The sequence below is a fragment of the Streptomyces sp. NPDC007896 genome (assembly GCF_042959425.1).
GTDB lineage: Bacteria > Actinomycetota > Actinomycetes > Streptomycetales > Streptomycetaceae > Streptomyces.
Genome location: NZ_JBIBKX010000004.1, coordinates 533,334 through 558,566, shown reverse-complemented (window position 1 = coordinate 558,566; position 25,233 = coordinate 533,334). Strand labels below are relative to the sequence as shown.

Below are 25,233 nucleotides of genomic sequence, written 5' to 3'. Positions count from 1 at the left end.
TAGTTCACGTACTGCGGGAAAAGGTGGGGCGGGCGGGGCAGCTGCCGGCTCCCCCGCCCGCCCCTGGAGTGCCTAGTAGCACTCCTTGACGCCCTTGGACAGCGACATCTTCAGGCCGCTGAGCTTGAACGTACCGGCGGTGGTCGCCCACGCCGTCTGCTTCACATCGGTAAGGTCGGCCGAGTCGGCCTGCTGGGCGAATCCGTACGGGTTCGCCTGGTCACCCTTGGCAATGCCCGGACCCTTGCTGGCGTCCTTGGCCGCAACACCGATGTCGATGTTGTGGAACACCGCGTCGGCCTGCAGGTCCTCGACGTCGATGTACAGGTTCTCGGCCTGGACCGGCGTGCCACCGCCGCCCGCCTTCAGGACCAGACTGACCGATCCGAGCAGCGGGATGTTCGGGGTGACCACGGACTGGCACATGTTGGTGATCGACGCGGACTTGAACGCCGAGACCGCGACGGGGTGAGCCGTCTTCTGACCGTCGAGGGTGTACCCCGAGTCGATGGCTCCGTACTGCGAGAAGCCTTCTCCGTGGAGCGAGTCCGCCGTCACCTTGAACGACTGACCCGACACACTGAACGACGCGGCGAGAGCGCCCTGCGCGAGGGCGACACCTATCGCTGCCGTGGCGGCCACGCTGGGCACCATCACGACCGCGAACCGCTTCCATCTGGTCCCGCCACGCACCTGGGACTCCATATTTCCTCCTTCTCGGACGTACATCTCCTGGCCCTGACTGACCCATGTCGGCGGCTCAGCCGGGCAGGGATGGGAGAAGTGCTACGTCCTCGGGAAGGAGAGCGCCCGTACTCGTCGAGCGCCAACTGCGCCCGACATCACCGGCGATCACCCCCGAGCGACAACCACTGGTCGCGCCTGACACGCATCACGCACAACCTGCTGGACAGGCTCCGCCGAACGGTAGAGACCCCCCTGTCCAAGGGTCGGCGCCACTGCCGCCGCCCCTACTCGGTGGGGACCCAGAAAACCCCTTGACCCGATTGGTTGTCGGGGTAGGGGGGAATGGACCGAGCGTCGCCGATCGTGGTGCATTCTCGCCGCCCGCACAAGGGGGTTCGTTACTGGCTAGTAACGGCCGGATAACCGAACAACGACCCGGCGGTATCGGTCGACAACTCTGGGTGGCGCCAGGGGGGACACCAAAACAGTTGATCCATGGACAGAATCCGACAGATCAACGCCTCTGACTTACTCCAAGTAACAGCGGCCGCGTTTACCAAGTTTTGGTAAAGCGCGGCCACCTGCCGCTCTCTCGGCAAATCTTTCACCTGGGCATCACACGCCCCGGCGTTTAGGAACAGGTCAGCACACCGGGCGGAACCCGGTCCGGGAGTCGATCAGAACAGCGCTCTCGCCAGCGCCCGGCGCGCCGCGATCACCCGCGGATCGTCGCCACCCACGACCTCGAAGAGCTCCAACAGCCTCAGCCGTACGGCATCCCGGTCGTCGCCCGCCGTGCGCTGCACCGTGTCGATGAGCCGCCCGAACGCGTCTTCGACGTGCCCGCCCACCAGGTCGAGGTCCGCGGCCGCGATCTGCGCCGGTACGTCCTTGGGCTTCTCGGCGGCGTCCTTGCGCACCTGGAGCGGGTCGGCACCCTGCACGCGCTGCAGCAACTCGGCCTGCGCGAGGCCGAGCCTGGCCTCCGTGTTGCCCGGGTCGTCGCTCAGCACGTTCTTGTACGCCTGTACGGCACCGCCGAAGTCACCCGCGTCCAGGGCCTGTACGGCGGCCTCCAGGAGGGCGTCGTAGGGCCCTGCCGGCACCTCGTGCACCGCCGGGGCGCTGCCGGACTCGGCGTCGGGGTCGACGGTCACGCCGGTGAGGCCGAAGCGCTGCTCGGCGACCTCGACGAGCTGGTCGAGGGTCTCGCGGATCTGCGCCTCCGCGGCCGCACCCTGGAAGAGCGGCAGTGCCTGCCCCGCCACGACGGCGAACACGGCCGGGATCCCCTGGATCCCGAACTGCTGCATCAACATCTGGTTGGCGTCGACGTCGATCTTGGCAAGGACGAACCGTCCGTTGTACTCGACGGCCAGCCGTTCGAGCACCGGGCTCAGTTGCTTGCAGGGCTCGCACCACTCGGCCCAGAAGTCGATGACGACCGGGACCTCGGTGGACCGCTGAAGGACATCGCGCTCGAATCCCGCCTCGTCGACATCGATGACGAGGCCGGCGGGAGACACGGCCCCGCCTCCGCCGCCCTGCCTGGCCGCTTCGGCGCGCGCCTGCTCCGCCTTCGCCTTGGCCTCCTGGGCCGCCTTCACCGCGGCGAGGTCGACGACTCCGCTCATGGACATGTTCCGTGGCTGCATGAGTACATCCTCCCCCTTCCTCGCGCACGTGTGAAAAGCGCTGTGAAAGCCAGGCCGCTTTACGACGCGACCCGACTCGATCCGTGCTGTCGGACACCGGGTCCCCACCCGGCGTCAGTGGTTGTCACCCGTCCACGAGTCACCGTGTACGAGCTTTCGCTACGGCTCGTAGCGTAACTGTCCCGCGGCTCCCCTGTCCGCCATACCCCGGTGATCTCCCTCACGACTTCACACAACCGCCTGATTTGGCCGCCCGGGGCGGCGGATAAGGTCCTGACATGCAGAGTCGCGCCACCACCCCCCGCACGGGACGCCCGCGCAGCGCTGCCGCGGACGCCGCGATCCTGCAGGCGACGCGGGCGGCGCTGGTCGAACTGGGCTGGTCCAAACTGACGTTGGGGGACGTGGCGACGCGGGCCGGGGTCGCCAAGACGACCCTCTACCGTCGCTGGGCGGGCAAGAACGAGCTCGTGGTCGACGCGGTGGCCGTTCTCTTCGACGAACTGGAACTCCCCGACCGCGGGAGCCTCGCCGCCGACATCGAGGGCGTGGTGCTTCAGTTCGCGGCGCTCCTGAACCGTCCCGAGACCGCGACGGCCCTGATGGCGGTGGTGGCCGAGTCAACCCGTGACGAGCCGCTGCGCGAGCGCATCCGCACGTCCATCGTCGACCGCCAGAAGCGGCTCGTCGTGGAGGGGCGGGCGCGGGCCACCGCGCGCGGCGAGCTCCCTGCGGAGTCCGACCCCGAGGTCGCCGCGCGTACGGCGGACCTCATCTTCGACGTGGTCGCGGGGGCGGTGGTGCATCGCACTCTCGTCAGCGCGGAGCCGGCGGACGAGGAGTGGGTCCGCGCGTTCACCCAGATGCTCCTCCTGGGCCTGACCGGCACAACACCCACCACCTGACCCAACTCTCCTCGTCCTCAAACGAGCTGAGGCTTTCAGGGGCGCGGGGAACTGCGCGACCAGCCCCCGCGCACCCGCGGTCGAAGGAGGGCAACACGGGGGCCGGGGCGGAGCCCCAGGGGGTCAGAAGCCTGCCGGTTCCGTATACACACCCCACTCGTCCCGGAGCACGTCACAGATCTCGCCGAGCGTGGCCTCGGCCCGCACCGCATCCAGCATGGGCACGATCATGTTCGACCCGTCCCGCGCGGCGGCGAGCATCGCGTCCAGCGCGGCCCGTACGCGCGCGTCGTCGCGCCCGTCCCGCCGCACTCCCAACTCCCGTACCTGCTCCCGCTCCACTTCGTGACTGACCCGCAGGATCTCCAGATCCCCGGTCACGGACCCGTGATGGACGTTCACGCCCACCACCCGCTTGTCACCCTTCTCCAACGCCCGCTGGTACTGGAACGCCGACTCGGCGATCTCCCCGGTGAACCAGCCGTCCTCGATGCCCCGAAGGATGCCGGAGGTGATGGGACCGATCGGGTGCCGCCCGTCGGGATGCGCCCGCAGCCCCCGCTCCTTGATCTGCTCGAAGATCTTCTCCGCGTCGGCCTCGATCCGGTCGGTGAGCTGCTCGACGTACCAGGAACCGCCCAGCGGGTCGGCGACGTTGGCGACGCCGGTCTCCTCCATCAGCACCTGCTGCGTCCGCAGGGCGATCTCCGCGGCCTGCTCGGACGGCAGCGCGAGCGTCTCGTCCAGCGCGTTGGTGTGGAGGGAGTTCGTGCCGCCGAGAACCGCCGCGAGCGCCTCCACCGCCGTACGGACGACGTTGTTGTACGGCTGCTGCGCCGTCAGCGAGACACCCGCGGTCTGGGTGTGGAAGCGCAGCCACTGCGCCTTGTCCGACGTCGCCCCGTACACGTCCCGCATCCACCGCGCCCAGATCCGCCGCGCCGCCCGGAACTTGGCGATCTCCTCGAAGAAGTCGAGGTGCGCGTCGAAGAAGAAGGAGAGGCCGGGGGCGAAGACGTCCACGTCCAGGCCGCGCGAGAGCCCCAGCTCGACGTAACCGAACCCGTCCGCGAGCGTGTACGCCAGCTCCTGCGCGGCCGTGGAGCCGGCCTCCCGGATGTGGTAGCCGGAGACGGACAGCGGCTTGTAGGCGGGGATCTTCGCGGCGCAGTGCTCCATCAGGTCGCCGATGAGGCGCAGGTGCGGCTCGGGCTGGAAGAGCCACTCCTTCTGGGCGATGTACTCCTTGAAGATGTCGGTCTGGAGGGTGCCGTTCAGAACGGACGGGTCGATGCCCTGCCGTTCCGCCGCGACCAGGTACATGCAGAAGACGGGTACGGCCGGTCCGCTGATCGTCATCGATGTCGTGACGTCACCCAGCGGGATGTCCTTGAACAGGACCTCCATGTCGGCCGCCGAGTCGATCGCGACTCCACAGTGTCCGACCTCGCCGAGGGAGCGCGGATCGTCGGAGTCGCGCCCCATGAGCGTCGGCATGTCGAAGGCGACCGACAGTCCACCGCCGCCCGCGGCGAGGATCATCTTGTAGCGCTCGTTCGTCTGCTCCGCGTTCCCGAACCCGGCGAACTGGCGGATCGTCCACGTACGCCCTCGGTAGCCGGTCGGGTACAGGCCGCGGGTGAAGGGGTACTCGCCGGGCCAGCCGATCCGCTCGAAGCCGTCGTACCTGTCCCCCGGCCGTGGCCCGTACACCGGCTCCACCGGGTCCCCGGAGAGCGTGGTGAAGTCGGCCTCACGCTTGCGCGAGGTGTCGTACCGGGCCTGCCAGCGGCGGCGGCCCTCTTCGATGGCGTCAGCGTCCATGCTTCGAATTTACTAGGACGTCCTAGTAAATGTCGATGGGGAACCGCCACGGACCACTCCCGTGGCGGTAAGGGTTACGCCTTGGCGACCACGGGAGAGTCCTCCGCGATCTTCGACTCCAGCTCCTGGGTGATCTTCCGCTCCACGAAGAACGCGGCCGTCGGAATGGTGCCCGCGAGCAGCACCCACAGCTGCTTGCCGACCGGCCACTTCGCCTTGGAGCCCAGGTCGAAGGCGAAGACCAGGTAGACGACGTAGAGCCAGCCGTGCGCGATGGCGACGACGCGGGTGAAGTCCACGGCACCGTTCATGTCGAGCACGTACTTGGCGATCACACCGAGGGTCAGCAGGACCAGCAGCACACCGGTGACGTAGGCCATCACGCGGTAGCGGGTCAGCACGCTCTTCTTCATGGGGATGAGCGTAACGACCCCTTTTGCGCGATCTACGAGCACCCCCGCCCCGGCGCGTCTCCGCCCCTGTGCTCCTGCGTCCCTCGTCTATTCCTCGTCGAAGTCGCTCGCGGCGATGCGCAGGGGCCGCAGCATCGCGAAGATCTCCGCGCACTCCTCGGAGTCGTAGGCCCCGAGCCCGAAGTCCATCGCCATCAGGTCGCGGGTCGCCGCGTCGCAGACCTCACGGCCCTTCTCGGTGATGGAGGCGAGCGTGCCGCGCCCGTCGTTGGGGTTGGGCCGCTTGTCGACGAGCCCGGACCTCACCAGCCGGTCCACGGTGTTCGTGACGGAGGTCGGGTGCACCATGAGGCGCTCGCCGATCTTGGACATCGGGAGCTCGCCGGCCTTGGAGAAGGTGAGCAGGACCAGTGCCTCGTAGCGCGCGAAGGTGAGTCCGTACGGCTTGACGACCGCGTCGACCTCGGCGAGCAGGATCTGGTGCGCGCGCATGATCGAGGTGATCGCGGCCATGGACGGCACGGATCCCCAGCGCTGCTTCCAGAGTTCGTCGGCGCGGGCGATGGGATCGAAGGCAAGACTGAGCGGCTTCGGCACGGCATAAGACCTTACCCGCCGGTCATATGCTGGTCAGCCCCGTCTCGCCTTTCGGTCCCGGACCCCTCTACGGCGGGGGTCGCGGCCCCTTCCGTACGCCGCGCCTCCACCGCCAGCAGTACGCAGCACAGGGTGCCGAGCACCCCCGCGCCCGCGACCGTCGCCCGCACCCCGGCGAACTCCGCCGCCACCCCCGACAGCGCCATCCCCACTCCCTGGACGGTCATCAGCCCGGCGGTGTTCAGGGTCATCGCCCGCCCTCGCAGCTCCTCGGGCACGGCCCGCACGAACCACTGGTCCAGGCCGAGCGAGTACGCGGATCCGGCGCCCGCGAGCAGCAGCAGGACCAGCGACCAGCCGAGGTCCGGCCGCAGGACGTAGCCGACGTACGGCAGCAGGGTGACGCAGACGAGCGGGAGGGCGAGCCGGGTGCGGGTCACGGGCCGCAGCCTCGAACCCGCGTACAGCTCCCCCGCGATCGTGCCGACCGGCAGGGCGCACATCAGCAGGCCGAGCCCGGCCGATCCTGCGCCGAGCCCGTCGGCGTAGGGCGCGGCCAGCGCCTCCGGCGCGACGGCGAACATCGGCGGCACCCAGAACAGCAGGAGCAGGGCCCGTACGCGCCGGTCGGCGAGGATCCGGCGGGTTCCGCGCAGCGAGTCCCGCACCAGCGCGCCACCGACGCCACCGTCACGGGCCCGCGCGGGCCGTCGCCGGGTGCCGAAGCGCAGCAGCGCGGCGGAGGTCAGAAAGGTGCACACCGTGATGAGCAGCGCGCCGCGCGGTGACACGACGGTGAGCAGCACGCCGCCGAGCCCGAACCCGGCGAGCAGCGCGCCCTGCGAGACGATCCGCAGCAGGGAGCGGCCCAGTACGAACAGGTCGCCGTCGCCGAGGACGTCGGTCAGCGTCGCCGTCCGCGCCCCCTGGAAGAGCGGTGAGACGACGGCGAGCGCACAGCGCATGGCCAGCAGTACGGCGATGGGCGCGCCCGGCACCACCATGACGGCCACGCAGCCCGCGCACACCAGGTCGCACACCACGAGGACCCGGCGGGCCGGGAAGCGGTCCGCGGCGCCGGCGAGGAGGGTGCCGCCGACGAGGTACGGGAGGAAGCCGAGCGCGAACGTCAGGGCGCTCATCAGGGGCGAGCCCGTCAGGTCGTAGACCAGGACGGACAGGGCGAGCTCGCTGACCACCAGCCCGAGCAGCGAGAACGCGTGGGCGGCGAAGACGGCGCGGAACTCCCGTACGGCGAAGACTCGGCCGTAGCCCGTGGCCTCGGGCGCGTTCGGTGGGGTGGTCGGTGGGGCGTTGGGCGGCTCGGGCAGCGTCGTCGCGCCCTTCATCTCGGCTTCCGGCATGGGCAACAGCGTGCTCACCCGTCGGGCCGGGCCGTAGAGTTTCGGCTCCAGCCGAATCTTCAGGTCAGATCTTCGTGCCGAATCCTCAGGCCGAATCCTCAGGGGGTGCCGTTCCTTGCCTTCTCTTCTGCACTTCGGGGAGGACGACCTCCTCAACTGCCGATTCGCGGTGTCGCCCCTGTGGGAGACGCAGGAGGCGGTCCGCACGCTCAACCGTCCCGCGCGGCACGGCTACCACGCGCACTGGCTGCGCCGTATCCGCGCGGCCGCCGCCGGTCTCGACCTCGCACCGCTGTGGCTGCTGATGCCGCAGCGGGGCTACTGCCCCGACTGGCTCTGCCCGCCCCCGATCGGTCCGGCGGCCACCTTCGAGGAGGAGATCGCCGCGGTCCGCGCGGCCGACCCCGAGGCGGCCCGCGAGGAGGCCGCGAGGTCGCTCGCCGACACTCCGGGCGCCCTCGAATCGTCCCGAGGCCGGGCGCTGTTGAAGGACCCGGCGCGCATGGTCCAGGAGTTGGCCGACCTGATGGAGACGGCCTGGCACGCGCTCGTCGAGCCGGACTGGCCGCGGCTGCGCGCCCTGTTGGAGGCGGACATCGCCTTCCACTCGCGGCGGCTCGCGGAGGTCGGTCTGGGCGGGCTGCTGCCGGAGATAGACCGTCGGTTCGGCTGGCGCTCCCACACGCTGACCATCGAGTGGAAGGGCCGGCACGAGCGGGACCTCGCGGGCCAGGGCCTGATTCTGGTGCCCAGCGTCTTCATCTGGCCGGAGGTGGTCAGTTCCTTCGATCCCCCCTGGCAGCCCACGCTCGCCTACCCCGCCCGCGGCATCGGCGGCCTGTGGGCCGAACCGACGGACCACACTCCCGACACCCTGGTGCGACTCCTCGGACGGGGCAGGGCCACCGTCCTCACGGCCCTGGACGAACCCACCACCACAACAGCCCTCGCCCACCGCCTCCGCCTCGCCCCGTCGTCCGTCTCCGCCCATCTCACGGTCCTGCGTGCCGGAGGCCTCCTCACCTCACGCCGCTACGGCCACCAGGTCCTGTACGAGCGCACCCCCCTGGGGACGGCACTCACATCGGCTCCGGAGCGATAGCCCTCCGACACCCGAGGCGAAGCCGTTCGGACCGGCGGGGCGCCAGGAGGCGGGGCTGAAGAAGGCGTTGGTCAGTTGTGCGGGGCGTGGCGGCGCAGGTGATGGCGGATGGCTCGTTGGGCGACCGGGCCGAGGGTGTCGAGGGCGGTGACCAGGGCGGCCAGTTGTTCCAGGGCGTCGAGGGCGGCCCGGGAACCCTCGGGGTCGACCCCCTCGTACAGCTCGATGCCGACGAAGGACGCGGCGACGGCACGCGCCAGCCCGGCGGGATCGGCGAACTCGCCGAGCGGGGTCGGCGCGAGGACCCGGACCAGGACCCGCTCGATCTCGGTGATCCACAGGTCCAGCCCCGCCGAGGTCGCGGGCGCCAGACGCGCGTCCGTCTGCGCCCCGGCGAGGAGCTGCCCCAGGACGGCGACATGCCCCTCGGCCCGCTCCACCTCGTGCATCTCCCGCCCGAACGCGAGGAGTTCGGTCAGCGACCCGACCTCGGCGAGCCGTTCCCGGTAGTTCGCGACCCGCTGCTCCGCCCCGTACCGGACCGCGGCCGACAGCAACTCGTCCACAGATCCGAAGTGGTAGAAGACGAGGGCCTGGTTGACCCCGGCGGTCGCCGCGATCGTACGGGCCGAGGTCTTCGCGATCCCCTGCTCGGTGAGCGTCCGCAGGGCGCCCTCCAGCAGTTTCGCCCGGGTCGCCTCGCTCACGCGCGCGCCTCCTCGCGGACGGGCCGCAGCCCGGGCCGGACCCCGCGGGTACGGACGTCGGTGTACGTCGCCCGGAAGCTGCCCTCGTAGCCGAAGAGCGGGCCGAAGTGGCGGTTCACGACCCGGACCTGGATATGGAAGCGGCCCGTGGAGTCGTCGAAGGACTCGCGTACCTCGGCGTCGGCGCCGATGAGTTCGGGGACGCGGACGTCCACCGGGCCCTCCCGGAAGCGGTGTTCGCCGGAGCGGATCAGCAGGGAACCGTCGGGCTCGGCGCGCAGGTGCAGGTCGCTGGCGAGGTGCTGATGCGTGCCGAGGTAGTCCAGGACGCGGTCGCCCTTGGGGCTCAGCACCATCTGGGCGTCGAAGCGGCGGGAGCGGCCGGGCAGGTCGAAGGTGCGCACGAAGCTCACCGTCTCACGGCCGAAGGTGTCGGCGTAGGGCACATTCTCGATCATGAAGGGGACGTTCCGGCCCGCACGCGGGACGAGGATGTTGCGGGTGCCGCCCAGGGCGAGGAACGGCTTCACGAAGCCCCTCCCGTGCCAGACGCGGTCCATGACGCCGTGGCCGGTGCACGCCTCGCCGCCGGCCAGGCCCACGGAGAAGCGCCGCCGCAGCTCGGGGTGGAGGCGGTCGAAGTCGGCGCCCATCGCGGTGCGGAAGATGGAGGGTGTCACCGCTGCTCCAGGGTGGCGAGGACGCGCGGGGCACGGGCCTGCGCGATCGGGGTGCGCTGGCAGCGGCGGGCGGCCGGGGTACCGGACAGCGGAGGCGCGAAGAGGGCCAGGAGGGCGGCGACGACGGCCAGTACGGGGGTCGAGTAGAGGGCGAGCGGCGCCAGCGGGCCCGCCGCGTCCACGAGCGCGCCGTACACCGTGCCCGAGCAGGCGGCCAGCAGGACGAAGCCGCGCACGGCGCACTCGGCGAGCCAGTGGCGCAGCGCCCGCTCCGGGGTGATGCCCCGCTCCAGCCAGATCCGCAGCCGGTCGAAGGACCAGGCCGTGGCCCAGCCGATGAGGGGGCGGAAGAGGAGCCGGTCGGCCACCGCCCCGAAGCGGCCCCAGCGCGGGCGGTAGTCGTACCCGGTGAGGAAGCGGACGCCGTCGGCGTCGGGGACGTAGCGCCAGTAGCCGCTGCCCTCGGCGAGGAGGGAGAGCGGGTGCGGGGAGGCGAAGCGCAGGGCGGAGGTGCGGGTGCCGTCGGGGCGCTCCTTCTCCCCGGCGGAGACGCCGGTTCCGGCGACGGTCAGGAAAGGCAGCACCCGGGTGGCGTACCGGAAGCGCTGCGGCTCGCCCTCGATACGCGGAAGGTAGTCGATGGAGGTGAACCTCAGGTCCCAGCGCTGGTGCTGCGCGGGGTCCTGCGTCCGTGCCCACAGGTCGTCGAGATCGCCTCGTACATGTGTCTCTACGTAGAGCCCCATTTACCGAACCCCCAGATCAGTGACCACTTTTGAGCAATCGCTCAATCAACCGCGCCTGAGATTACCGGGGTTTGAGCGATCGCTCAAACGGTCGGGCGCGAGAAACCCCGGCCCACAGGACCGGGGTTTGGGGTCTTCTCGCCGAAGGCCTACGCGGACAGGTGCCGCTCCACGGTCTCCACCTTGGAGGTCAGACCGTCCGTCACACCGGGGCGGATGTCCGCCTTCAGGACGACGGAGACGCGCGGCGCCCGTGCCTCGACGGCGGCGACGGCGCGCTTGACCACGTCCATCACCTCGTCCCACTCCCCCTCGACGGAGGTGAACATGGCATCGGTGCGGTTCGGCAGCCCCGATTCACGCACGACCCGGACGGCGTCGGCGACGTACTCCCCCACGTCCTCGCCGACACCCAGGGGCGTCACGGAGAAGGCGACGATCATGAGGACTTCACGACTCCCTCGCGGCGGGCGCGGGAGGCGATGACCGCGTCCTCGCTCTCGCGCCGGAGCTTGCGCTCGGCGAAGAAACCGCCGGTGGGCAGCACGGAGAGGACGAAGTAGAAGGCCGCCGTCTTCTTGCTCCACTTGGTGCGGCTCCAGGCGTCCGCCCAGAAGATCACGTACAGGATGAAGAGGATCCCGTGGATGGAACCCATGACGGGCACCCCGTTGAAGTCCGTGGTCCGCTTCAGCACCGAGCACAGGAGCAGCAGCAGGAAGGAGACGGCCTCGGGGGCCGAGACCAGGCGGAGGCGGCGGAGGGCGGTGGCGGTCTTTATGTCCACGGGTCACCTTCGGTGGGAGATTCGCTTTCGGCGGGGAGCCGCTTTGTGAACGCAAGCACAAGCGTCCCCATTGTGGCATCCGAGCCGGGACATCCCCGCCCCGGGGTGCGGGGCGGGGATGTCCGCTTGGCCCCTAAGGGTCCGCTCAGGGGTGAGATCCACCCGTGGGCCCTGTCCGCGTTCCCACCCTGCCGCTACCTTCACCACGTGGCGATGTTCCGACTTCAAGGCAGCAAGGTGCTGGCCGTCGACATGACCGGGGACGCCGTGAAGGCGAAGAACGGCTCGATGGTCGCGTACGACGGTCAGATGGCGTTCAAGAAGCTGAGCGGCGGTGGGGAGGGGATCCGCGGGATGGTGACCCGGCGCATCACCGGTGAGCAGATGACGGTGATGGAGGTGAAAGGGCAAGGGACCTGCTGGTTCGCGGACCGGGCCAGCGAGATCAACCTGGTGAACCTCCAGGGGGACAAGCTGTACGTCGAGTCCAGCAACCTGCTCGCGACCGACGCGGGCCTGCGGACGGGCACGTCCTTCACCGGCCTCAGAGGCGCCTCCCAGGGCAACGGGCTGTTCACGACCACCGTCGAGGGCCACGGCCAGGCGGCGATCACGTCCGACGGCCCGGCGGTGGTGCTGCGTGTCAGCTCCCAGTACCCGCTGACGGTCGACCCGGGGGCGTACATCGCGCACCAGGGCAATGTCCGGCAGTCCTTCCAGGCCGGCGTGACATTCCGCACGTTCATGGGCGAGGGCGGCGGCGAGGCCTTCCAGATCCGTTTCGAGGGCGACGGACTGGTCTACGTACAGCCCAGTGAGCGCAACACGATCGCGGGGGACCTGTGACATGCCGTTCCGCGAAGTGAACTCCAAGATGATCGAGGCGACGGTCCTGCCCGGCCAGCGCCTGTTCAGTCAGCGCGGCGCGATGCTCGCCTACAAGGGCGAGGTCTCCTTCACGCCCAACGTCCAGGGCGGCCAGGGCGGGATCATGTCGATGATCGGTCGCCGGGTCGCCAATGAGGCCACCCCGTTGATGACCGTCGAGGGCAGCGGCACGGTCTTCTTCGGGCACGGCGGCCATCACATCCAGGTGATCAACCTCTCGGGCGACACGCTGTACGTCGAGGCGGACCGGCTGCTGGCCTTCGACGGCACCCTCCAGCAGGGCACGATGTTCCTCGGCTCGCAGGGCGGGGTCATGGGCATGGTCCGCGGCCAGGTGACAGGCCAGGGGCTCTTCACGACCACTCTCAAGGGGCACGGCGCGGTGGCCGTGATGGCCCACGGGGGTGTGATCGAGGTCCCCATCTCCCCCCAGCGCCCCATCCATGTCGACCCCCAGGCGTACGTGGCGCACCACGGTGACGTACGCAACAAGCTGTCCACGGCGCTCGGCTGGCGCGACATGGTGGGCCGCGGCTCGGGCGAGGCGTTCCAGCTGGAGCTGAGCGGCAGTGGTGCGGTGTACGTCCAGGCCTCGGAGGAGAAGCTGTGAGCGCGTACGGGACTCCGGGCGGCCCGGTGATCTACGACCCGATGACCCTGCCGGTCGACGACAACGTCAACAAGTACACCTTCTGCGTGGAGCTCAAGGGGAGCCAGTGGTTCCTGCAGAAGGGCAAGATGATCGCCTACTACGGGTCGATGGATTTCAACGGCATCGGGCACGGCCGACTGGACCGTCTCGTGCGCGCATCTTTCCATTCGCCTCTGCACGCAAGCGACTGGGTGGTGGCGGAGGGCTCGGGCAAGATGCTCCTCGCCGACCGGGCCTTCGACGTGAATTCGTATGACTTGGACGAAGGCAACCTGACCATTCGCTCTGGCAACCTGCTCGCTTTTCAGCCAAGTCTCGCGCTCAAGCAATCGATCGTGCCGGGCTTTTTGACGCTGATCGGAACCGGCAAGTTCGTAGCGGCCTCTAACGGTCCGGTGGTGTTCATGGAGCCTCCCATCCGGGTGGATCCGCAAGCGCTTGTCGGCTGGGCCGACTGCCCGTCCCCGTGCCATCACTATGACCACGGGTACATGACAGGCCTCATGGGCGGTCTACGTGCACTGACAGGCCTCGGCGGGGCCTCTGGAGAGGAGCACCAGTTCGAGTTCGTAGGGGCCGGCACGGTCCTGCTGCAGTCCACGGAGGTCCTCATGGCCGAGCAGGCCACGGGGGCCGTTCCGCATGAGCCGGGCGTACCCGGCGGCGGCGGGGTACCAGGTCACCAGGGACAGCACGGTCAGCAAGCCGGCACACCGCGTCTTCCCGGACAGCTCGGAGACCTCCAGCGTCGCTTCGGTCTGTGAGCGGTAGTCTGCGGAGTGTGACGTCGAACGCGTGCGCGTAGTCACACCACCCTCACTAGTTCGCCTTTCAACATTTTAGGTAGACTTGATTCATGGAGACCGAGACGGCCACGCGCTGGCTGACCGATGCGGAGCAGTGCGCCTGGCGCATCCACCTGGAGGTCAACAGGCTGTTGACGTACCAGCTCGAAAGGGATCTGCAGCCGTTCGGGCTGACGATGAACGACTACGAGATCCTGGTGAACCTCTCCGAGTCGGAGGGGTTCCGGCTGCGGATGAGCGATCTCGCGGCCGCCACCCTCCAGTCCAAGAGCCGGCTCTCGCACCAGATCACCCGCATGGAGAACGCGGACCTGGTCCGGCGCGAGAACTGCGAGTCCGACCGCCGGGGACTGTTCGCCGTCCTCACCGAGCACGGCATGGAGACGATGAAGAAGGTCGCCCCGCACCACGTGGCGTCCGTGCGCAGGCACTTCATGGACCTGCTGTCCCCGGAGGCCCTGGAGGAGCTGCACAAGTCGCTGCGGCCGATCGCGGAGCATTTGCGGGGGCAGCGGGGCAAGCCGTAACGCTCCGCTGAGTGCGCGAGAGGCGGCGGGCCGTCCTACCCGTGATGGCTGCCGCTCTGCGTGTGCGGGCCGCTGTGCGGCTGCGGGCCGTCCGCGGCTGGTCGCGCAGTTCCCCGCGCCCCTCTGGGGCGCGGACCCGCCTGGCGCACGGAGAGGAGTCCCGCCGCCACCCCCACCGTCCCCGACAGGGCGAAGCAGAGGCCCAGGGGCAGGTGGCCCACCAGGAGGCCCGCTCCCGCGGTGCCGCCCGCGCTTCCGGCGTTCACTGCGGTGTTGACCCAGGCTCCGGCCTGGGTACGGCGGCCCGGCGGGGCCGCCTCGTCGGCGATCAGGTACGACGTCGTGAGGGCCGGGGCGACGAAGAAACCGGCGCAGGCCACGGCGACGGTCAGGGTGCCGAGGCCTGGAGCGAGGCCCGCGGCCGCCAGGGCGAGGCCCAGGCCGCCCGCCAGCAGCGGCAGCCGCACCCGTGCGGGCGTACGCCAGTCGACGGCGCCGTTCAGGATGCCGCCCAGGGCACTGCCCAGCGACAGTGCGGCAAGCACCCAGGCCACCACGTCGTTCCCGTGATGGTGCCGTGTGGCGTAGGCCATCACCAGCAGGTCGACGGCTCCCACGGACAGGCCGACGCCCGCCGCGACGACGACGGGCTGCAGGAGCGCGCGCCCGTCACGGAAACGGTGCCGTGAGCGTGCGACGGGCTTCGTGACCGCCGGACGTACGCCCGCCACGGCCGGCGACAGGACGAAGGCGAGGGTTCCCGTCCACACCAGCAGGGCGCAGAGCGCGAGCGCGGCGGCCGGGAGTGCGAACTGGACGACCGCGCCCACCAGCAGCGGGCCCGAGACGAAGAGGATCTCCTCGGCGATGCCGTCCAGGCTGTATGCCCGCTGCAGGACCCGTTTGTCCTCGATGACCTCGCCCCACAGGGCGCGCACCGTGGGGCCGAGGGGCGGCGTGCAGGCGCCCGCGGTGACGGCGAGGGCGCCGAGGGCGGGTGCGGGTGTTCCGGGCCGCCAGGCCGCTGTCGCGAGGGCCGCGAGCAGGGCGGCGTAGAGCGAGGCCATCGGGATGAGGGCGCGGCGGGGGCCGTGGCGGTCGATCAGGGCCGCCCTCGCGGGCGACAGGAGCACGCTCGTCGCGCCGAACAGCGCCATGACCGTGCCGGCGGCGGCGTACGAGCCGGTGGCCTCGGTCACGCTGAGCATCATGGCCAGCGAGACCATGCCGTACGAGAGTCTGCCGATGAGGGCGGCGGTGAAGGTGTGGCGGGTGTGGGGGACACGGAAGAACGCGGCGTACGAGGGCCGCGGCGCGGGCGCAGACATGTCGGGGTTCCTCGACCGGGAGGCGGAAAGGGGTCGCCTGAGTGCCGCGACGACCCACCCACCGGTGTCCGTCGCGGGCCTGGGCGGGCCCTATGCCAAGAGGAGGAACATGCGCCGTAACGTAACAGCAGGCGCCGAAAGTCGACAGTACGCGTTCCCTCGTCCTCAAACGCCGGACGGGCTGAGGCTCTTAGGGGCGCGGGGAACTGCGCGACCAGCCCCCACCGACCCGCAGGCAAAGAACCCACCCGGGGGTCTGGGGGCGGAGCCACCAGGGACGGGATGGGACGGGTAGGGGCGGCGGGGGCGAGGAACCCCCGGCTCAGGCCTCTGTCAGGCCCTCCACCAACGAGTCCGCCGCCCGGTAGGGATCCAGCTCCCCCGCCACGATCCGCTCCGCGAGCGCGCTCAGGCGGCGGTCACCATGAAGGTCACCGATACGTTGACGCAGCGCCGTGACCGCGATCGTCTCGACCTCCTGGGACGCCCGGGAGAGGCGGCGCTCGGCGAGGACACCGTGCTCCTCCATCCAGGCGTGGTGCTTCTCCAGGGCCTCAACGACCTCGTCGATGCCCTCGCCCCGCGCCGCGACCGTCTTGACGATCGGCGGCCGCCAGTCCCCGGCAGCTCGGGACTCGCCGAGCGCGAGCATGTGGTTCAGCTCGCGCGCGGTCGCGTCGGCTCCGTCCCGGTCGGCCTTGTTCACCACGTACACGTCGCCGATCTCCAGGATTCCGGCCTTCGCCGCCTGGATGCCGTCGCCCATGCCGGGGGCGAGCAGGACCACCGAGGTGTCCGCCTGGGAGGCGATCTCCACCTCCGACTGGCCCACGCCGACCGTCTCCACCAGGATCACGTCACAGCCCGCCGCGTCGAGGACGCGGATGGCCTGGGGGGCCGCCCAGGCCAGACCGCCCAGATGGCCTCGCGTGGCCATCGAGCGGATGTAGACGCCGGGGTCGGAGGCGTGCTCGGACATACGGACACGGTCGCCGAGCAGGGCGCCTCCGGAGAACGGCGAGGACGGGTCGACGGCCAGGACACCGACCCGCTTGCCCTGCCGCCGGTACGCCGTCACCAGCGCCGAGGTCGAGGTCGACTTGCCCACGCCCGGAGAGCCGGTGAGCCCGACGACGTACGCGTTGCCGGTCAGCGGGGCCAGCGCCGCCATGACCTCGCGCAACTGCGGGGACGCCCCCTCCACCAGGGAGATCAGCCGGGCCACGGCCCGCGGCCTGCCTTCCCTGGCCTGGGCCACCAGCGAGGAGACGTCCTGCATCACAGCTCCGTTCAGATCCGTTCAGATTCGTACGCACCGAGGTCGTTCAGAGTCGTACGCACCAGGGTCGTACGGAAAGAGACAACGGCTTCAGGACTTGGGTACCCGCACGATCAGCGCGTCACCCTGCCCACCGCCACCGCACAGCGCCGCCGCGCCGACCCCGCCGCCGCGCCGCTTGAGCTCCAGGGCCAGGTGCAGCACGAGGCGGGCGCCGGACATCCCGATCGGGTGACCGAGGGCGATGGCACCGCCGTTGACGTTCACCTTTTCCGTGGATACGCCGAGGTCCTTCATTGACTGCACGGCGACCGCGGCGAACGCCTCGTTGATCTCGATCAGGTCGAGGTCGGAGACATCGAGGCCCTCCTTCTTCAGGGCGTGCAGGATCGCGTTCGAGGGCTGGGACTGGAGGGAGTTGTCCGGACCGGCCACGTTCCCGTGCGCACCGATCTCGGCGATCCACTGGAGGCCGAGCTCCTGCGCCTTGGTCTTGCTCATCACGACCACGGCCGCGGCGCCGTCGGAGATCTGCGAGGAGGTGCCCGCCGTGATCGTGCCGTCCCGAGTGAAAGCGGGGCGCAGCTTGGCCAGCGACTCCACCGTGGTCTCGGCGCGGATGCCCTCGTCCTTGCTGAAGACGACGGCCTCGCCCTTGCGCTGCGGAATCTCCACGGGCGTGATCTCCGCCTCGAAGATGCCGTTCTTCTGGGCAGCGGCCGCACGCTGGTGCGAGAGGGCCGCGATCTCGTCCTGCTCCGGGCGGGCGATGCCCAGGCGTGTGTTGTGCTTCTCCGTCGACTCACCCATGGCGATGTTCTCGAAGGCGTCGGTGAGACCGTCGTACGCCATCGCGTCGAGCATCTCGATCGCGCCGTACTTGAAGCCCTCGCGGGACTTGGGGAGCAGGTGGGGCGCGTTCGTCATGGACTCCTGGCCGCCCGCGACCACGATGTCGAATTCACCCGCGCGGATCAGCTGGTCCGCGAGCGCGATGGCGTCGAGACCCGACAGACACACCTTGTTGATCGTGAGCGCCGGGACGCTCATCGGGATGCCCGCCTTGACCGCGGCCTGGCGTGCCGGGATCTGCCCGGCCCCGGCCTGCAGCACCTGACCCATGATCACGTACTGCACCTGGTCGCCGCCGATCCCCGCACGGTCGAGGGCGGCCTTGATCGCGAAGCCTCCGAGGTCGGCCCCGGAGAAGGACTTCAGCGAGCCCAGCAACCGTCCCATGGGCGTACGAGCGCCCGCGACGATCACCGAGGTACTGCTGTTCGTTCCAGACATGAGGTGCGATCCCCTTACCGGCTGCACAGCCGAGGAGTGAACGAGGGTTTACTTGAATGTACTGAGCGGTAGGCCACCCGTCATCCGGCAGTCAGTGTGATCGCGCGCACGTTGCGTAACCGCCGTATGAGCGCTGCACTGACTCCATGCTGACGCGAATCGACCACATCGGTATCGCCTGCTTCGATCTCGACGCGACTGTCGAGTTCTACCGGGCGACGTACGGCTTCGAGGTCTTCCACTCCGAGATCAACGAGGAGCAGGGCGTACGCGAGGCCATGCTCAAGATCAATGAGACGTCCGACGGCGGCGCCTCCTACCTGCAGCTCCTGGAGCCGACCCGCGAGGACTCGGCCGTCGGGAAGTGGCTGGCGAAGAACGGCGAAGGTGTCCATCACATCGCGTTCGGTACGGCGGACGTCGACGCCGATGCCGCCGATATCCGGGACAAAGGCGTACGCGTCCTCTACGACGAGCCCCGACGCGGCTCCATGGGGTCACGAATCACGTTCCTTCACCCAAAGGATTGCCATGGTGTCCTGACAGAACTGGTCACTTCGGCGGCTCTTGAGTCACCTGAGCACTGACCTCCGTATATCTGGGCCGGTAGGGTTGGGGGCGGCCGCTGCCATTTCGGGGCGGCCCAGGGCCTGTCCGGCGACGGGCCCTGAGGTCATGCCGTCCTGAGGACGGCGTGGTCATGGGCCGGGGTCCAGGTTTCGGGGGACGAGCGTCGGGGCGACAGCCCGTGCTCCGCTGTTGATCTGACACCATTCCCCGGGGGCCCCGTTCGGCGGATGGACGGGGTTCGTTTGGAGAGACTTGCGACCAGGGGACGGATGGGACCGCGCAGTGCGGGGCTACGAACGCCAGGAGCGAGAGCCGGCGGCTGACGTCGACCACCTCTCTCGGTTCGAGGCCGAGATGGAACGGCTGAAGACCGAGCGGGAGAAGGCCGTCCAGCACGCCGAGGACCTCGGCTATCAGGTCGAGGTGCTGCGCGCCAAGCTGCACGAGGCGCGCCGCAGTCTGGCGACCCGGCCTGCCTACGAGAGCGGTGGCGACCTCGGCTATCAGGCCGAGCAATTGCTCCGTAATGCCCAGATCCAGGCCGATCAGCTGCGCGCCGACGCCGAGCGCGAGATGAGCCAGGCCCGGGCGCAGACGCAGCGCATCCTCCAGGAGCACGCCGAGCAGGCCGCCCGGCTGCAGGCCGAGCTGCACCAGGAGGCGGTCGCGCGCCGCCAGCAGCTCGATCAGGAGCTGGCCGAGCGCCGTCAGACCGTCGAGTCGCACGTCAACGAGAACGTGGCATGGGCCGAGCAGCTGCGGGCCCGCAGCGAGCAGCAGGCCCGCCGGCTCCTGGAGGAGTCGCGCACGGAGGCGGACCAGGCGCTGAGCACCGCCCGCGCGGAGGCCGAGCGGATCGCCGCCGAGGCCCGCCAGCGGCTGACGAACGACGCCGAGTCGGCCCGTGCGGAGGCCGAGGCGCTGCTGCGCCGGGCCCGCACGGACGCCGAGCGGCTGCTGAACGCCGCGTCGACGCAGGCCCAGGAGGCCACCGACCACGCCGAGCAGCTGCGCAGCTCCACGGCGAACGAGTCGGACAGCGCCCGCCGCCAGGCCACCGAGCTGAGCCGGGCCGCCGAGCAGCGCATGATGGAGGCCGAGTCGGCGCTGCGCGAGGCGCGGACCGAGGCGGACAAGGTCGTCACCGAGGCGAAGGAGGCCGCGGCCAAGGCCCTGGCGAGCGCCGAGTCGGCGAACGAGCAGCGCACGCGGACGGCGAAGGAACAGGTCGCCCGGCTGGTCAGCGAGGCCACCAAGGAGGCCGAGACCACCAAGTCCGACGCCGAGCAGGCCGTCGCGGACGCCAAGACCAAGGCCGAGAAGATCGTCGCGGAGGCCGAGGAGACCGCGCGCAGCCTCACGGCCGAGGAGACCGCCTCCCAGCTCTCCAAGGCGGCCCGTACCGCCGAGGACGTCCTGAACAAGGCGTCCGAGGACGCCAAGGCGACCAGGAAGGCGGCGGCCGAGGAGGCCGAGCGGATCCGCACCGAGGCGGAGTCCGAGGCGGACCGGCTGCGTGCCGAGGCGCACGACATCGCCGAGCAGCTCAAGGGCACGGCGAAGGACGACACCAAGGAGTACCGCGCCAAGACGGTCGAACTGCAGGAGGAGGCGCGCCGGCTGCGCGGCGAGGCCGAGCAGCTGCGCTCCGACGCCAATGCCGAGGGCGAGCGGATCCGCTCCGAGGCCCGGCGCGAGGCCGTCCAGCAGATCGAGGAGGCGGCCAAGACCGCCGAAGAGCTGCTCGCGAAGGCCAAGGCGGACGCGGACGAGCTGCGGAACACGGCCACCAGCGACAGCGAGCGGGTGCGCACCGAGGCCATCGAGCGCGCCACGACGCTGCGCCGCCAGGCCGAGGAGACCCTGGAGCGCACGCGCAAGGAGGCCGAGCACAACCGCGAGGAGGCCGTCGAGCTCTCCGACACGATCAAGGCGGAGGCCGAGCGCGCCGCCGAGGCGCTGCGCGAGGAGACCGAGCGCGCCATAGCGGCCCGCCGGACGGAGGCCGCCGAGGAGCTGGCCCGGCTGCACACCGAGGCCGAGCAGCGGCTCGCCTCGGCCGAACAGGCGCTGAGCGACGCGCGGGCGGACGCCGAGCGCATCCGCCGCGAGGCCGCCGAGGAGAGCGACCGGCTGCGTTCGGAGGCCGCCGAGCGGCTCCGTACGCTCCAGGCGCAGGCCGAGGCGGAGGCCGAGCGGCTGCGCAACGAGGCCGCCGCGGACGCCGCCGCGTCGCGCGCCGAGGGCGAGAACATCGCCGTACGACTGCGTTCGGAGGCCGCGGCGGAGGCCGAGCGGCTGAAGTCGGAGGCCCAGGACAGCGCCGACCGGGTACGGACGGAGGCCCAGGCCGCGGCCGAGCGGCTGGCCACCGAGGGCGCGGAGACGCTGGCCGCCGCCCAGGAGGAGGCCGCCCGGCGCCGCCGCGAGGCCGAGGAGCTCCTCGGTTCCGCGCGCCAGGAGGCCGACCAGGAGCGCGAGCGGGCCCGCGAGCAGAGCGAGGAGCTCCTCGCCTCCGCGCGCAACCGTGTCGACGAGGCCCAGGCCGAGGCCGTACGGCTGGTCGAGGAGGCCGACCGGCGCGCGACCGAGATGGTCTCCAGCGCCGAACAGACCGCTCAGCAGGTACGCGACGCCGTGGCGGGGCTGCACGAGCAGACCCAGGAGGAGATCACCGGTCTGCGCAGCGCCGCCGAGCACGCGGCGGACCGGACCAGGACCGAGGCGCAGGAGGAGGCGGACCGGGTCCGCGCCGACGCGTACGCGGAGCGGGAGCGGGCCTCCGAGGACGCGAGCCGCATCCGGCGCGAGGCGGCCGAGGAGACGGACGCCGCCAAGTCGCTCGCGGAACGCACGGTTTCGGAGGCGATCGCCGAGTCCGAGCGGCTGCGTTCGGAAGCCGCCGAGCACGCCCAGCGGGTGCGCACCGAGGCCTCCGACACCATCGCGAACGCCGAGCAGGACGCTTCGCGCAGCCGTGCCGAGGCCCGGGAGGACGCGAACCGGATCCGTTCGGACGCGGCGACGCAGGTCGACACGCTCATCAACGAGGCGCGCTCCGAGGCGGAGCGGCTGACGAACGAGACGAACGCCGAGGCCGAGCGCGTACGCGCGGAGTCCGTGGCCAAGGCCGAGCGGCTGGTATCGGACGCGACCGGGGACGCGGAGCGGTTGCGTGCCGAGGCCGCCGAGACGGTCGGTTCCGCGCAGCAGCACGCCGAGCGGATCCGCAGCGAGTCCGAGCGGGTCAAGGCCGAGGCGGAAGCGGAGGCCGAGCGGCTCACGTCCGGTGCCCGCGAGGAGGCCGACCGGACGCTGGACGCGGCACGCCGGGAGGCCAACAAGCGGCGCTCCGAGGCGGCCGAGCAGGTCGACACCCTCATCTCGGAGACGGCGTCCGAGGCGGACAAGCTGCTTGCCGAGGCGCAGCAGAGCGCGCAGAAGACCACGGCGGACGCCGAGTCGCAGGCCGACACGATGGTGGGCGCGGCACGCAACGAGGCCGAGCGGCTGGTCTCCGAGGCGACCGTCGAGGGCAACACCCTGGTGGAGCGGTCCCGTGCGGACGCGGACGAGCTGCTGATCGGCGCACGCCGGGACGCGACCGCCATAAGGGAGCGGGCGGAGGAGCTGCGCGACCGCATCACCACCGAGATCGAGGAGCTGCACGAGCGGGCCAGGCGCGAGTCGGCCGAGGCGATGAAGACGGCCGGCGAGCGCTGCGACACGCTGGTGCGGGCCGCTGAGGGCCAGCTCGCCGAGGCCGAGGCGAAGGCGAAGGACCTGATCTCGGAGGCCAACTCCGAGGCGAGCAAGGTCCGTATCGCCGCGGTCAAGAAGGCCGAGGGGCTCCTCAAGGAGGCCGAGCAGAAGAAGAGCTCGCTCATCGCGGAGGCGACGGAGATCAAGGCCGAGGCCATCCGCGAGGCGCGGGCCGCGGTCGAGGAGGGCAAGCGCGAGCTGGAGGTGCTGATCCGCCGGCGCGAGGACATCAACGCCGAGATCTCCCGTGTCCAGGACGTTCTGGAGGCGTTGGAGTCCTTTGAGGCCCCGTCCGCAGGCAAGGACGGTGGGGTCAAAGCGGGCGCTGCCGTCGGCGCAACTCGTTCGAGTGGCAAGTCGTCAGAGGGCTAGCCAGAACCACCCATTCCGTGCTTTGTACGGACCTTTGCCACAGGTTCTGGCAAGCCCTCTGACAGTTAGCCACCCAAAAGGAGTCTCATTCTCCAGATCAAACACGTATCCGCTCGATGACACACCGCTTTGGCCCCTAGGATTCCCCCTATCACCTCACCGGTCTCATTCGACAGGAACCCCATGAGCGACACTTCCCCCTACGGCTTCGAGCTTGTGCGGCGTGGGTACGACCGCGCTCAGGTGGACGAACGCATTTCGAAGCTCGTCTCCGACCGTGACAGCGCTCTGGCCCGTATCACTGCTCTCGAAAAGCGCATCGAGGAGCTCCACCTCGAGACGCAGAACGCCCAGGCCCAGGTCAGCGACGCGGAGCCGTCGTACGCGGGTCTCGGCGCGCGCGTCGAGAAGATCCTCCGCCTCGCCGAGGAGGAGGCGAAGGATCTGCGCGAGGAGGCCCGTCGCGCGTCCGAGCAGCACCGTGAGCTCGCCGAGTCGGCCGCCCAGCAGGTCCGCAACGACGCAGAATCGTTCGCTGCAGACCGCAAGTCCAAGGCGGAGGACGAGGGCGTCCGGATCGTCGAGAAGGCCAAGAGCGACGCTTCCCAGCTGCGCCAGGAGGCGCAGAAGGACGCGCAGTCCAAGCGCGAGGAGGCGGACGCCCTCTTCGAGGAGACGCGTGCCAAGGCCGCACAGGCCGCCGCCGACTTCGAGACGAACCTCGCCAAGCGCCGCGAGCAGTCCGAGCGTGACCTGGCGTCGCGTCAGGCCAAGGCCGAGAAGCGCCTCGCGGAGATCGAGCACCGCGCGGAGCAGCTCCGCCTGGAGGCCGAGAAGCTGCGCACGGACGCCGAGCGCCGCGCCCGCCAGACGGTGGAGACGGCTCAGCGCCAGGCCGAGGACATCGTGGCCGACGCGAACGCCAAGGCCGACCGCATCCGCTCGGAATCCGAGCGCGAGCTGGCGGCGCTGACGAACCGTCGCGACTCGATCAACGCTCAGCTCACGAACGTCCGCGAGATGCTCGCGACGCTCACGGGCGCCGCGGTGGCCGCCGCGAGCACGCCGGCCGAGGACGAGCCGATCTCCCGCGGGGTTCCGGCCCAGCAGTCCCGGTAGGTTCGGGCGGTTTCCGGCAGCACTCCGGCCCGCGCTCTCTTCTCGGGAGCGCGGGCCGTTGGCGTGCCCTGTGAGGGGCGCGGGGCGGTGACATTCCGCGGCTCCGCCGCGTGGGCGCGACAAGCCACGACGGCGCGGCGGTCGGGGACGGTGAACACCCGGCGAACACACCGCCGCCCAAGTGGCACGGCCCCGAACCGCGTCCTACCGTGTCCGCATGATCGAGCTAGAGGGGCTGACCAAGCGGTACGGCGAGAAGGTGGCGGTCAACCATCTGACCTTCACCGTCAGACCCGGCATCGTCACGGGGTTCCTCGGTCCGAACGGCGCGGGCAAGTCCACGACGATGCGGATGATGCTCGGCCTCGACCGCCCCACCGCGGGCGACGTACGCATCGACGGGCAGCACTACGACCACCTCAAGGACCCGCTGAAGTACATCGGCGCCCTGTTGGACGCCAAGGCCATGCACGGCGGCCGCAGCGCCTTCAACCACCTCCTCTGTCTCGCCCAGAGCAACGGCATCCCCAAGGCGCGGGTGGACGAGGTCCTGGACACCGTGGGCCTCACCTCGGTGGCCCGGAAGAAGGCCAAGGGCTTCTCGCTCGGCATGGGACAGCGGCTCGGTATCGCGGGCGCACTGCTCGGCGACCCGCGGATCCTGATGTTCGACGAGCCGGTCAACGGCCTCGACCCCGAGGGCATCCACTGGATCCGCAACCTGATGAAGTCGCTGGCCGGCCAGGGCCGTACGGTCTTCGTGTCGAGTCACCTCATGAGCGAGATGGCGCTGACCGCGGAGCACCTCGTCGTCATCGGCCAGGGCCGCCTCCTCGCGGACACCTCCATGGCCGACTTCATCGCGCAGAACTCGCGGTCGTACGTCCGTATCCGCTCCCCCCAGCGCGAGCGGCTGCTCGACGTCCTGCACGGGGCGGGGATCACGGTCGTCGAGAGCGGCAGCGGGGCGATGGAGGTGGACGGCGCGAAGTCGGAGCAGATCGGTGAGCTGGCCGCGCAGCACCAGATCGTGCTGCACGAGCTGAGCCCCCAGCAGGCCTCCCTGGAGGAGGCGTTCATGCAGCTGACCGCGGAGTCGGTGGAGTACCACGCGCACACCGACGCCCCGCCCCAGCAGTGGGGCGGCGGCTGGAACAAGGAGACCTGAGC

24 protein-coding genes are annotated in these 25,233 nt (G+C 70.3%); 10 read left to right on the top strand and 14 right to left on the bottom strand.

Translation table 11 applies throughout. The annotated features are described in order from the left end of the window. Positions 1-72: 72 nt before the first annotated feature. Both ACFZDJ_RS17155 and ACFZDJ_RS17150 read right to left on the bottom strand, forming a co-directional pair. Positions 73-705, bottom strand: a complete 633-nt coding sequence (locus ACFZDJ_RS17155) for a DUF6230 family protein (protein WP_067369161.1) — start codon at positions 703-705, stop codon at positions 73-75. Between the two features lie 659 nt (positions 706-1,364). Continuing rightward, a complete protein-coding gene (locus ACFZDJ_RS17150) occupies positions 1,365-2,342 on the bottom strand; it encodes a tetratricopeptide repeat protein (protein WP_390931972.1) in 978 nt (325 codons plus the stop codon). 278 nt (positions 2,343-2,620) lie between these two features. On the opposite strand from ACFZDJ_RS17150, the gene ACFZDJ_RS17145 reads away from it, so the two are divergent. Further along, the gene (locus ACFZDJ_RS17145) at positions 2,621-3,247 is read left to right on the top strand and encodes a TetR/AcrR family transcriptional regulator C-terminal ligand-binding domain-containing protein (protein WP_390931973.1); all 627 of its coding nucleotides are present in this window, start codon (positions 2,621-2,623) and stop codon (positions 3,245-3,247) included. 123 nt (positions 3,248-3,370) lie between these two features. Here the strand turns inward: ACFZDJ_RS17145 and ACFZDJ_RS17140 are convergent, their stop codons facing one another. From ACFZDJ_RS17140 to ACFZDJ_RS17125, 4 genes are all read right to left on the bottom strand, one after another. After that, positions 3,371-5,071 (bottom strand): methylmalonyl-CoA mutase, encoded by a 1,701-nt coding sequence (locus ACFZDJ_RS17140; protein ID WP_384917061.1) that lies wholly within the window; start codon positions 5,069-5,071, stop codon positions 3,371-3,373. A gap of 74 nt (positions 5,072-5,145) precedes the next feature. Continuing rightward, positions 5,146-5,484, bottom strand: coding sequence for a DUF3817 domain-containing protein (locus ACFZDJ_RS17135; RefSeq protein WP_099920619.1), 339 nt, complete (start codon positions 5,482-5,484; stop codon positions 5,146-5,148). Between the two features lie 87 nt (positions 5,485-5,571). Further along, positions 5,572-6,081, bottom strand: a complete 510-nt coding sequence (locus ACFZDJ_RS17130) for a MarR family winged helix-turn-helix transcriptional regulator (RefSeq protein ID WP_054233186.1) — start codon at positions 6,079-6,081, stop codon at positions 5,572-5,574. Positions 6,082-6,092: 11 nt separating this feature from the next. Further along, positions 6,093-7,430: an MFS transporter gene (locus ACFZDJ_RS17125; RefSeq protein WP_391059846.1), complete on the bottom strand. Its 1,338-nt coding sequence runs from the start codon at positions 7,428-7,430 to the stop codon at positions 6,093-6,095. A gap of 130 nt (positions 7,431-7,560) precedes the next feature. Here ACFZDJ_RS17125 and ACFZDJ_RS17120 point away from each other — a divergent pair, with 130 nt between their 5' ends. Then, positions 7,561-8,547 (top strand): DUF5937 family protein, encoded by a 987-nt coding sequence (locus tag ACFZDJ_RS17120; protein WP_391059800.1) that lies wholly within the window; start codon positions 7,561-7,563, stop codon positions 8,545-8,547. A 71-nt stretch (positions 8,548-8,618) separates the two neighbouring features. Here ACFZDJ_RS17120 and ACFZDJ_RS17115 read toward each other — a convergent pair whose 3' ends face one another. From ACFZDJ_RS17115 to ACFZDJ_RS17095, 5 genes are all read right to left on the bottom strand, one after another. After that, complete coding sequence (locus ACFZDJ_RS17115) at positions 8,619-9,254, bottom strand: TetR/AcrR family transcriptional regulator (RefSeq protein WP_384917054.1); 636 nt, start codon at positions 9,252-9,254, stop codon at positions 8,619-8,621. Beyond that, positions 9,251-9,907 (bottom strand): DUF4166 domain-containing protein, encoded by a 657-nt coding sequence (locus tag ACFZDJ_RS17110; RefSeq protein ID WP_095857771.1) that lies wholly within the window; start codon positions 9,905-9,907, stop codon positions 9,251-9,253. The genes ACFZDJ_RS17115 and ACFZDJ_RS17110 overlap by 4 nt, the downstream gene beginning before the upstream one ends. A gap of 23 nt (positions 9,908-9,930) precedes the next feature. Further along, on the bottom strand, positions 9,931-10,680 hold the full coding sequence (locus tag ACFZDJ_RS17105; protein ID WP_168511278.1) for a hypothetical protein: 750 nt from the start codon (positions 10,678-10,680) through the stop codon (positions 9,931-9,933). A 149-nt stretch (positions 10,681-10,829) separates the two neighbouring features. Beyond that, the gene (locus ACFZDJ_RS17100) at positions 10,830-11,123 is read right to left on the bottom strand and encodes an MTH1187 family thiamine-binding protein (RefSeq protein ID WP_054233191.1); all 294 of its coding nucleotides are present in this window, start codon (positions 11,121-11,123) and stop codon (positions 10,830-10,832) included. Next, a complete protein-coding gene (locus ACFZDJ_RS17095) occupies positions 11,120-11,467 on the bottom strand; it encodes a DUF3817 domain-containing protein (protein ID WP_391059798.1) in 348 nt (115 codons plus the stop codon). Before ACFZDJ_RS17095 ends, ACFZDJ_RS17100 begins: the two co-directional genes overlap by 4 nt. Before the next feature lie 213 nt (positions 11,468-11,680). Between ACFZDJ_RS17095 and ACFZDJ_RS17090 the strand changes: the two genes are divergently transcribed. From ACFZDJ_RS17090 to ACFZDJ_RS17075, 4 genes are all read left to right on the top strand, one after another. Next, positions 11,681-12,313 (top strand): AIM24 family protein, encoded by a 633-nt coding sequence (locus tag ACFZDJ_RS17090; RefSeq protein WP_099920624.1) that lies wholly within the window; start codon positions 11,681-11,683, stop codon positions 12,311-12,313. Between the two features lies 1 nt (position 12,314). Next, positions 12,315-12,965, top strand: a complete 651-nt coding sequence (locus ACFZDJ_RS17085; protein ID WP_054233194.1) for an AIM24 family protein — start codon at positions 12,315-12,317, stop codon at positions 12,963-12,965. Further along, on the top strand, positions 12,962-13,771 hold the full coding sequence (locus ACFZDJ_RS17080; RefSeq protein WP_391059796.1) for an AIM24 family protein: 810 nt from the start codon (positions 12,962-12,964) through the stop codon (positions 13,769-13,771). The genes ACFZDJ_RS17085 and ACFZDJ_RS17080 overlap by 4 nt, the downstream gene beginning before the upstream one ends. 92 nt (positions 13,772-13,863) lie before the next feature. After that, complete coding sequence (locus ACFZDJ_RS17075; protein WP_390931983.1) at positions 13,864-14,340, top strand: MarR family transcriptional regulator; 477 nt, start codon at positions 13,864-13,866, stop codon at positions 14,338-14,340. 35 nt (positions 14,341-14,375) lie between these two features. On the opposite strand, the gene ACFZDJ_RS17070 is transcribed toward ACFZDJ_RS17075, so the two are convergent. The 3 genes from ACFZDJ_RS17070 to ACFZDJ_RS17060 form a co-directional block, all read right to left on the bottom strand. Next, a complete protein-coding gene (locus ACFZDJ_RS17070) occupies positions 14,376-15,668 on the bottom strand; it encodes an MFS transporter (protein ID WP_390931985.1) in 1,293 nt (430 codons plus the stop codon). A 322-nt stretch (positions 15,669-15,990) separates the two neighbouring features. Beyond that, positions 15,991-16,947, bottom strand: a complete 957-nt coding sequence (gene meaB, locus ACFZDJ_RS17065) for a methylmalonyl Co-A mutase-associated GTPase MeaB (protein ID WP_384917040.1) — start codon at positions 16,945-16,947, stop codon at positions 15,991-15,993. Positions 16,948-17,037: 90 nt separating this feature from the next. Continuing rightward, positions 17,038-18,240: an acetyl-CoA C-acyltransferase gene (locus ACFZDJ_RS17060; RefSeq protein ID WP_390931987.1), complete on the bottom strand. Its 1,203-nt coding sequence runs from the start codon at positions 18,238-18,240 to the stop codon at positions 17,038-17,040. Between the two features lie 146 nt (positions 18,241-18,386). Between ACFZDJ_RS17060 and mce the strand changes: the two genes are divergently transcribed. From mce to ACFZDJ_RS17040, 4 genes are all read left to right on the top strand, one after another. Beyond that, entirely contained in the window at positions 18,387-18,827 is a 441-nt protein-coding gene (gene mce / locus ACFZDJ_RS17055) for a methylmalonyl-CoA epimerase (RefSeq protein ID WP_391059793.1), read from the top strand. Between the two features lie 265 nt (positions 18,828-19,092). Then, positions 19,093-22,944 carry a polarized growth protein Scy gene (scy, locus tag ACFZDJ_RS17050; RefSeq protein ID WP_391059790.1) on the top strand — a complete coding sequence of 1,284 codons (3,852 nt, stop codon included), beginning with the start codon at positions 19,093-19,095 and terminating at the stop codon, positions 22,942-22,944. A gap of 183 nt (positions 22,945-23,127) precedes the next feature. After that, complete coding sequence (locus ACFZDJ_RS17045) at positions 23,128-24,063, top strand: cellulose-binding protein (protein WP_075028943.1); 936 nt, start codon at positions 23,128-23,130, stop codon at positions 24,061-24,063. Positions 24,064-24,280: 217 nt separating this feature from the next. After that, positions 24,281-25,231 carry an ABC transporter ATP-binding protein gene (locus ACFZDJ_RS17040; RefSeq protein ID WP_384917030.1) on the top strand — a complete coding sequence of 317 codons (951 nt, stop codon included), beginning with the start codon at positions 24,281-24,283 and terminating at the stop codon, positions 25,229-25,231. The last annotated feature ends 2 nt before the right edge of the window (positions 25,232-25,233 follow it).

Coding starts and splice junctions, on each gene's coding strand:
- ACFZDJ_RS17040 (WP_384917030.1), top strand. CDS start 24,281: ATGATCGAGCTAGAGGGGCTGACCAAGCGGTACGGCGAGAAGGTGGCG.
- ACFZDJ_RS17045 (WP_075028943.1), top strand. CDS start 23,128: ATGAGCGACACTTCCCCCTACGGCTTCGAGCTTGTGCGGCGTGGGTAC.
- ACFZDJ_RS17125 (WP_391059846.1), bottom strand. CDS start 7,430: ATGAAGGGCGCGACGACGCTGCCCGAGCCGCCCAACGCCCCACCGACC.
- ACFZDJ_RS17090 (WP_099920624.1), top strand. CDS start 11,681: ATGTTCCGACTTCAAGGCAGCAAGGTGCTGGCCGTCGACATGACCGGG.
- ACFZDJ_RS17110 (WP_095857771.1), bottom strand. CDS start 9,907: ATGGGCGCCGACTTCGACCGCCTCCACCCCGAGCTGCGGCGGCGCTTC.
- mce (WP_391059793.1), top strand. CDS start 18,387: ATGCTGACGCGAATCGACCACATCGGTATCGCCTGCTTCGATCTCGAC.
- ACFZDJ_RS17070 (WP_390931985.1), bottom strand. CDS start 15,668: ATGTCTGCGCCCGCGCCGCGGCCCTCGTACGCCGCGTTCTTCCGTGTC.
- meaB (WP_384917040.1), bottom strand. CDS start 16,947: ATGCAGGACGTCTCCTCGCTGGTGGCCCAGGCCAGGGAAGGCAGGCCG.
- ACFZDJ_RS17150 (WP_390931972.1), bottom strand. CDS start 2,342: ATGCAGCCACGGAACATGTCCATGAGCGGAGTCGTCGACCTCGCCGCG.
- ACFZDJ_RS17100 (WP_054233191.1), bottom strand. CDS start 11,123: ATGATCGTCGCCTTCTCCGTGACGCCCCTGGGTGTCGGCGAGGACGTG.
- ACFZDJ_RS17135 (WP_099920619.1), bottom strand. CDS start 5,484: ATGAAGAAGAGCGTGCTGACCCGCTACCGCGTGATGGCCTACGTCACC.
- ACFZDJ_RS17060 (WP_390931987.1), bottom strand. CDS start 18,240: ATGTCTGGAACGAACAGCAGTACCTCGGTGATCGTCGCGGGCGCTCGT.
- ACFZDJ_RS17085 (WP_054233194.1), top strand. CDS start 12,315: ATGCCGTTCCGCGAAGTGAACTCCAAGATGATCGAGGCGACGGTCCTG.
- ACFZDJ_RS17105 (WP_168511278.1), bottom strand. CDS start 10,680: ATGGGGCTCTACGTAGAGACACATGTACGAGGCGATCTCGACGACCTG.
- ACFZDJ_RS17075 (WP_390931983.1), top strand. CDS start 13,864: ATGGAGACCGAGACGGCCACGCGCTGGCTGACCGATGCGGAGCAGTGC.
- ACFZDJ_RS17140 (WP_384917061.1), bottom strand. CDS start 5,071: ATGGACGCTGACGCCATCGAAGAGGGCCGCCGCCGCTGGCAGGCCCGG.
- ACFZDJ_RS17145 (WP_390931973.1), top strand. CDS start 2,621: ATGCAGAGTCGCGCCACCACCCCCCGCACGGGACGCCCGCGCAGCGCT.
- ACFZDJ_RS17155 (WP_067369161.1), bottom strand. CDS start 705: ATGGAGTCCCAGGTGCGTGGCGGGACCAGATGGAAGCGGTTCGCGGTC.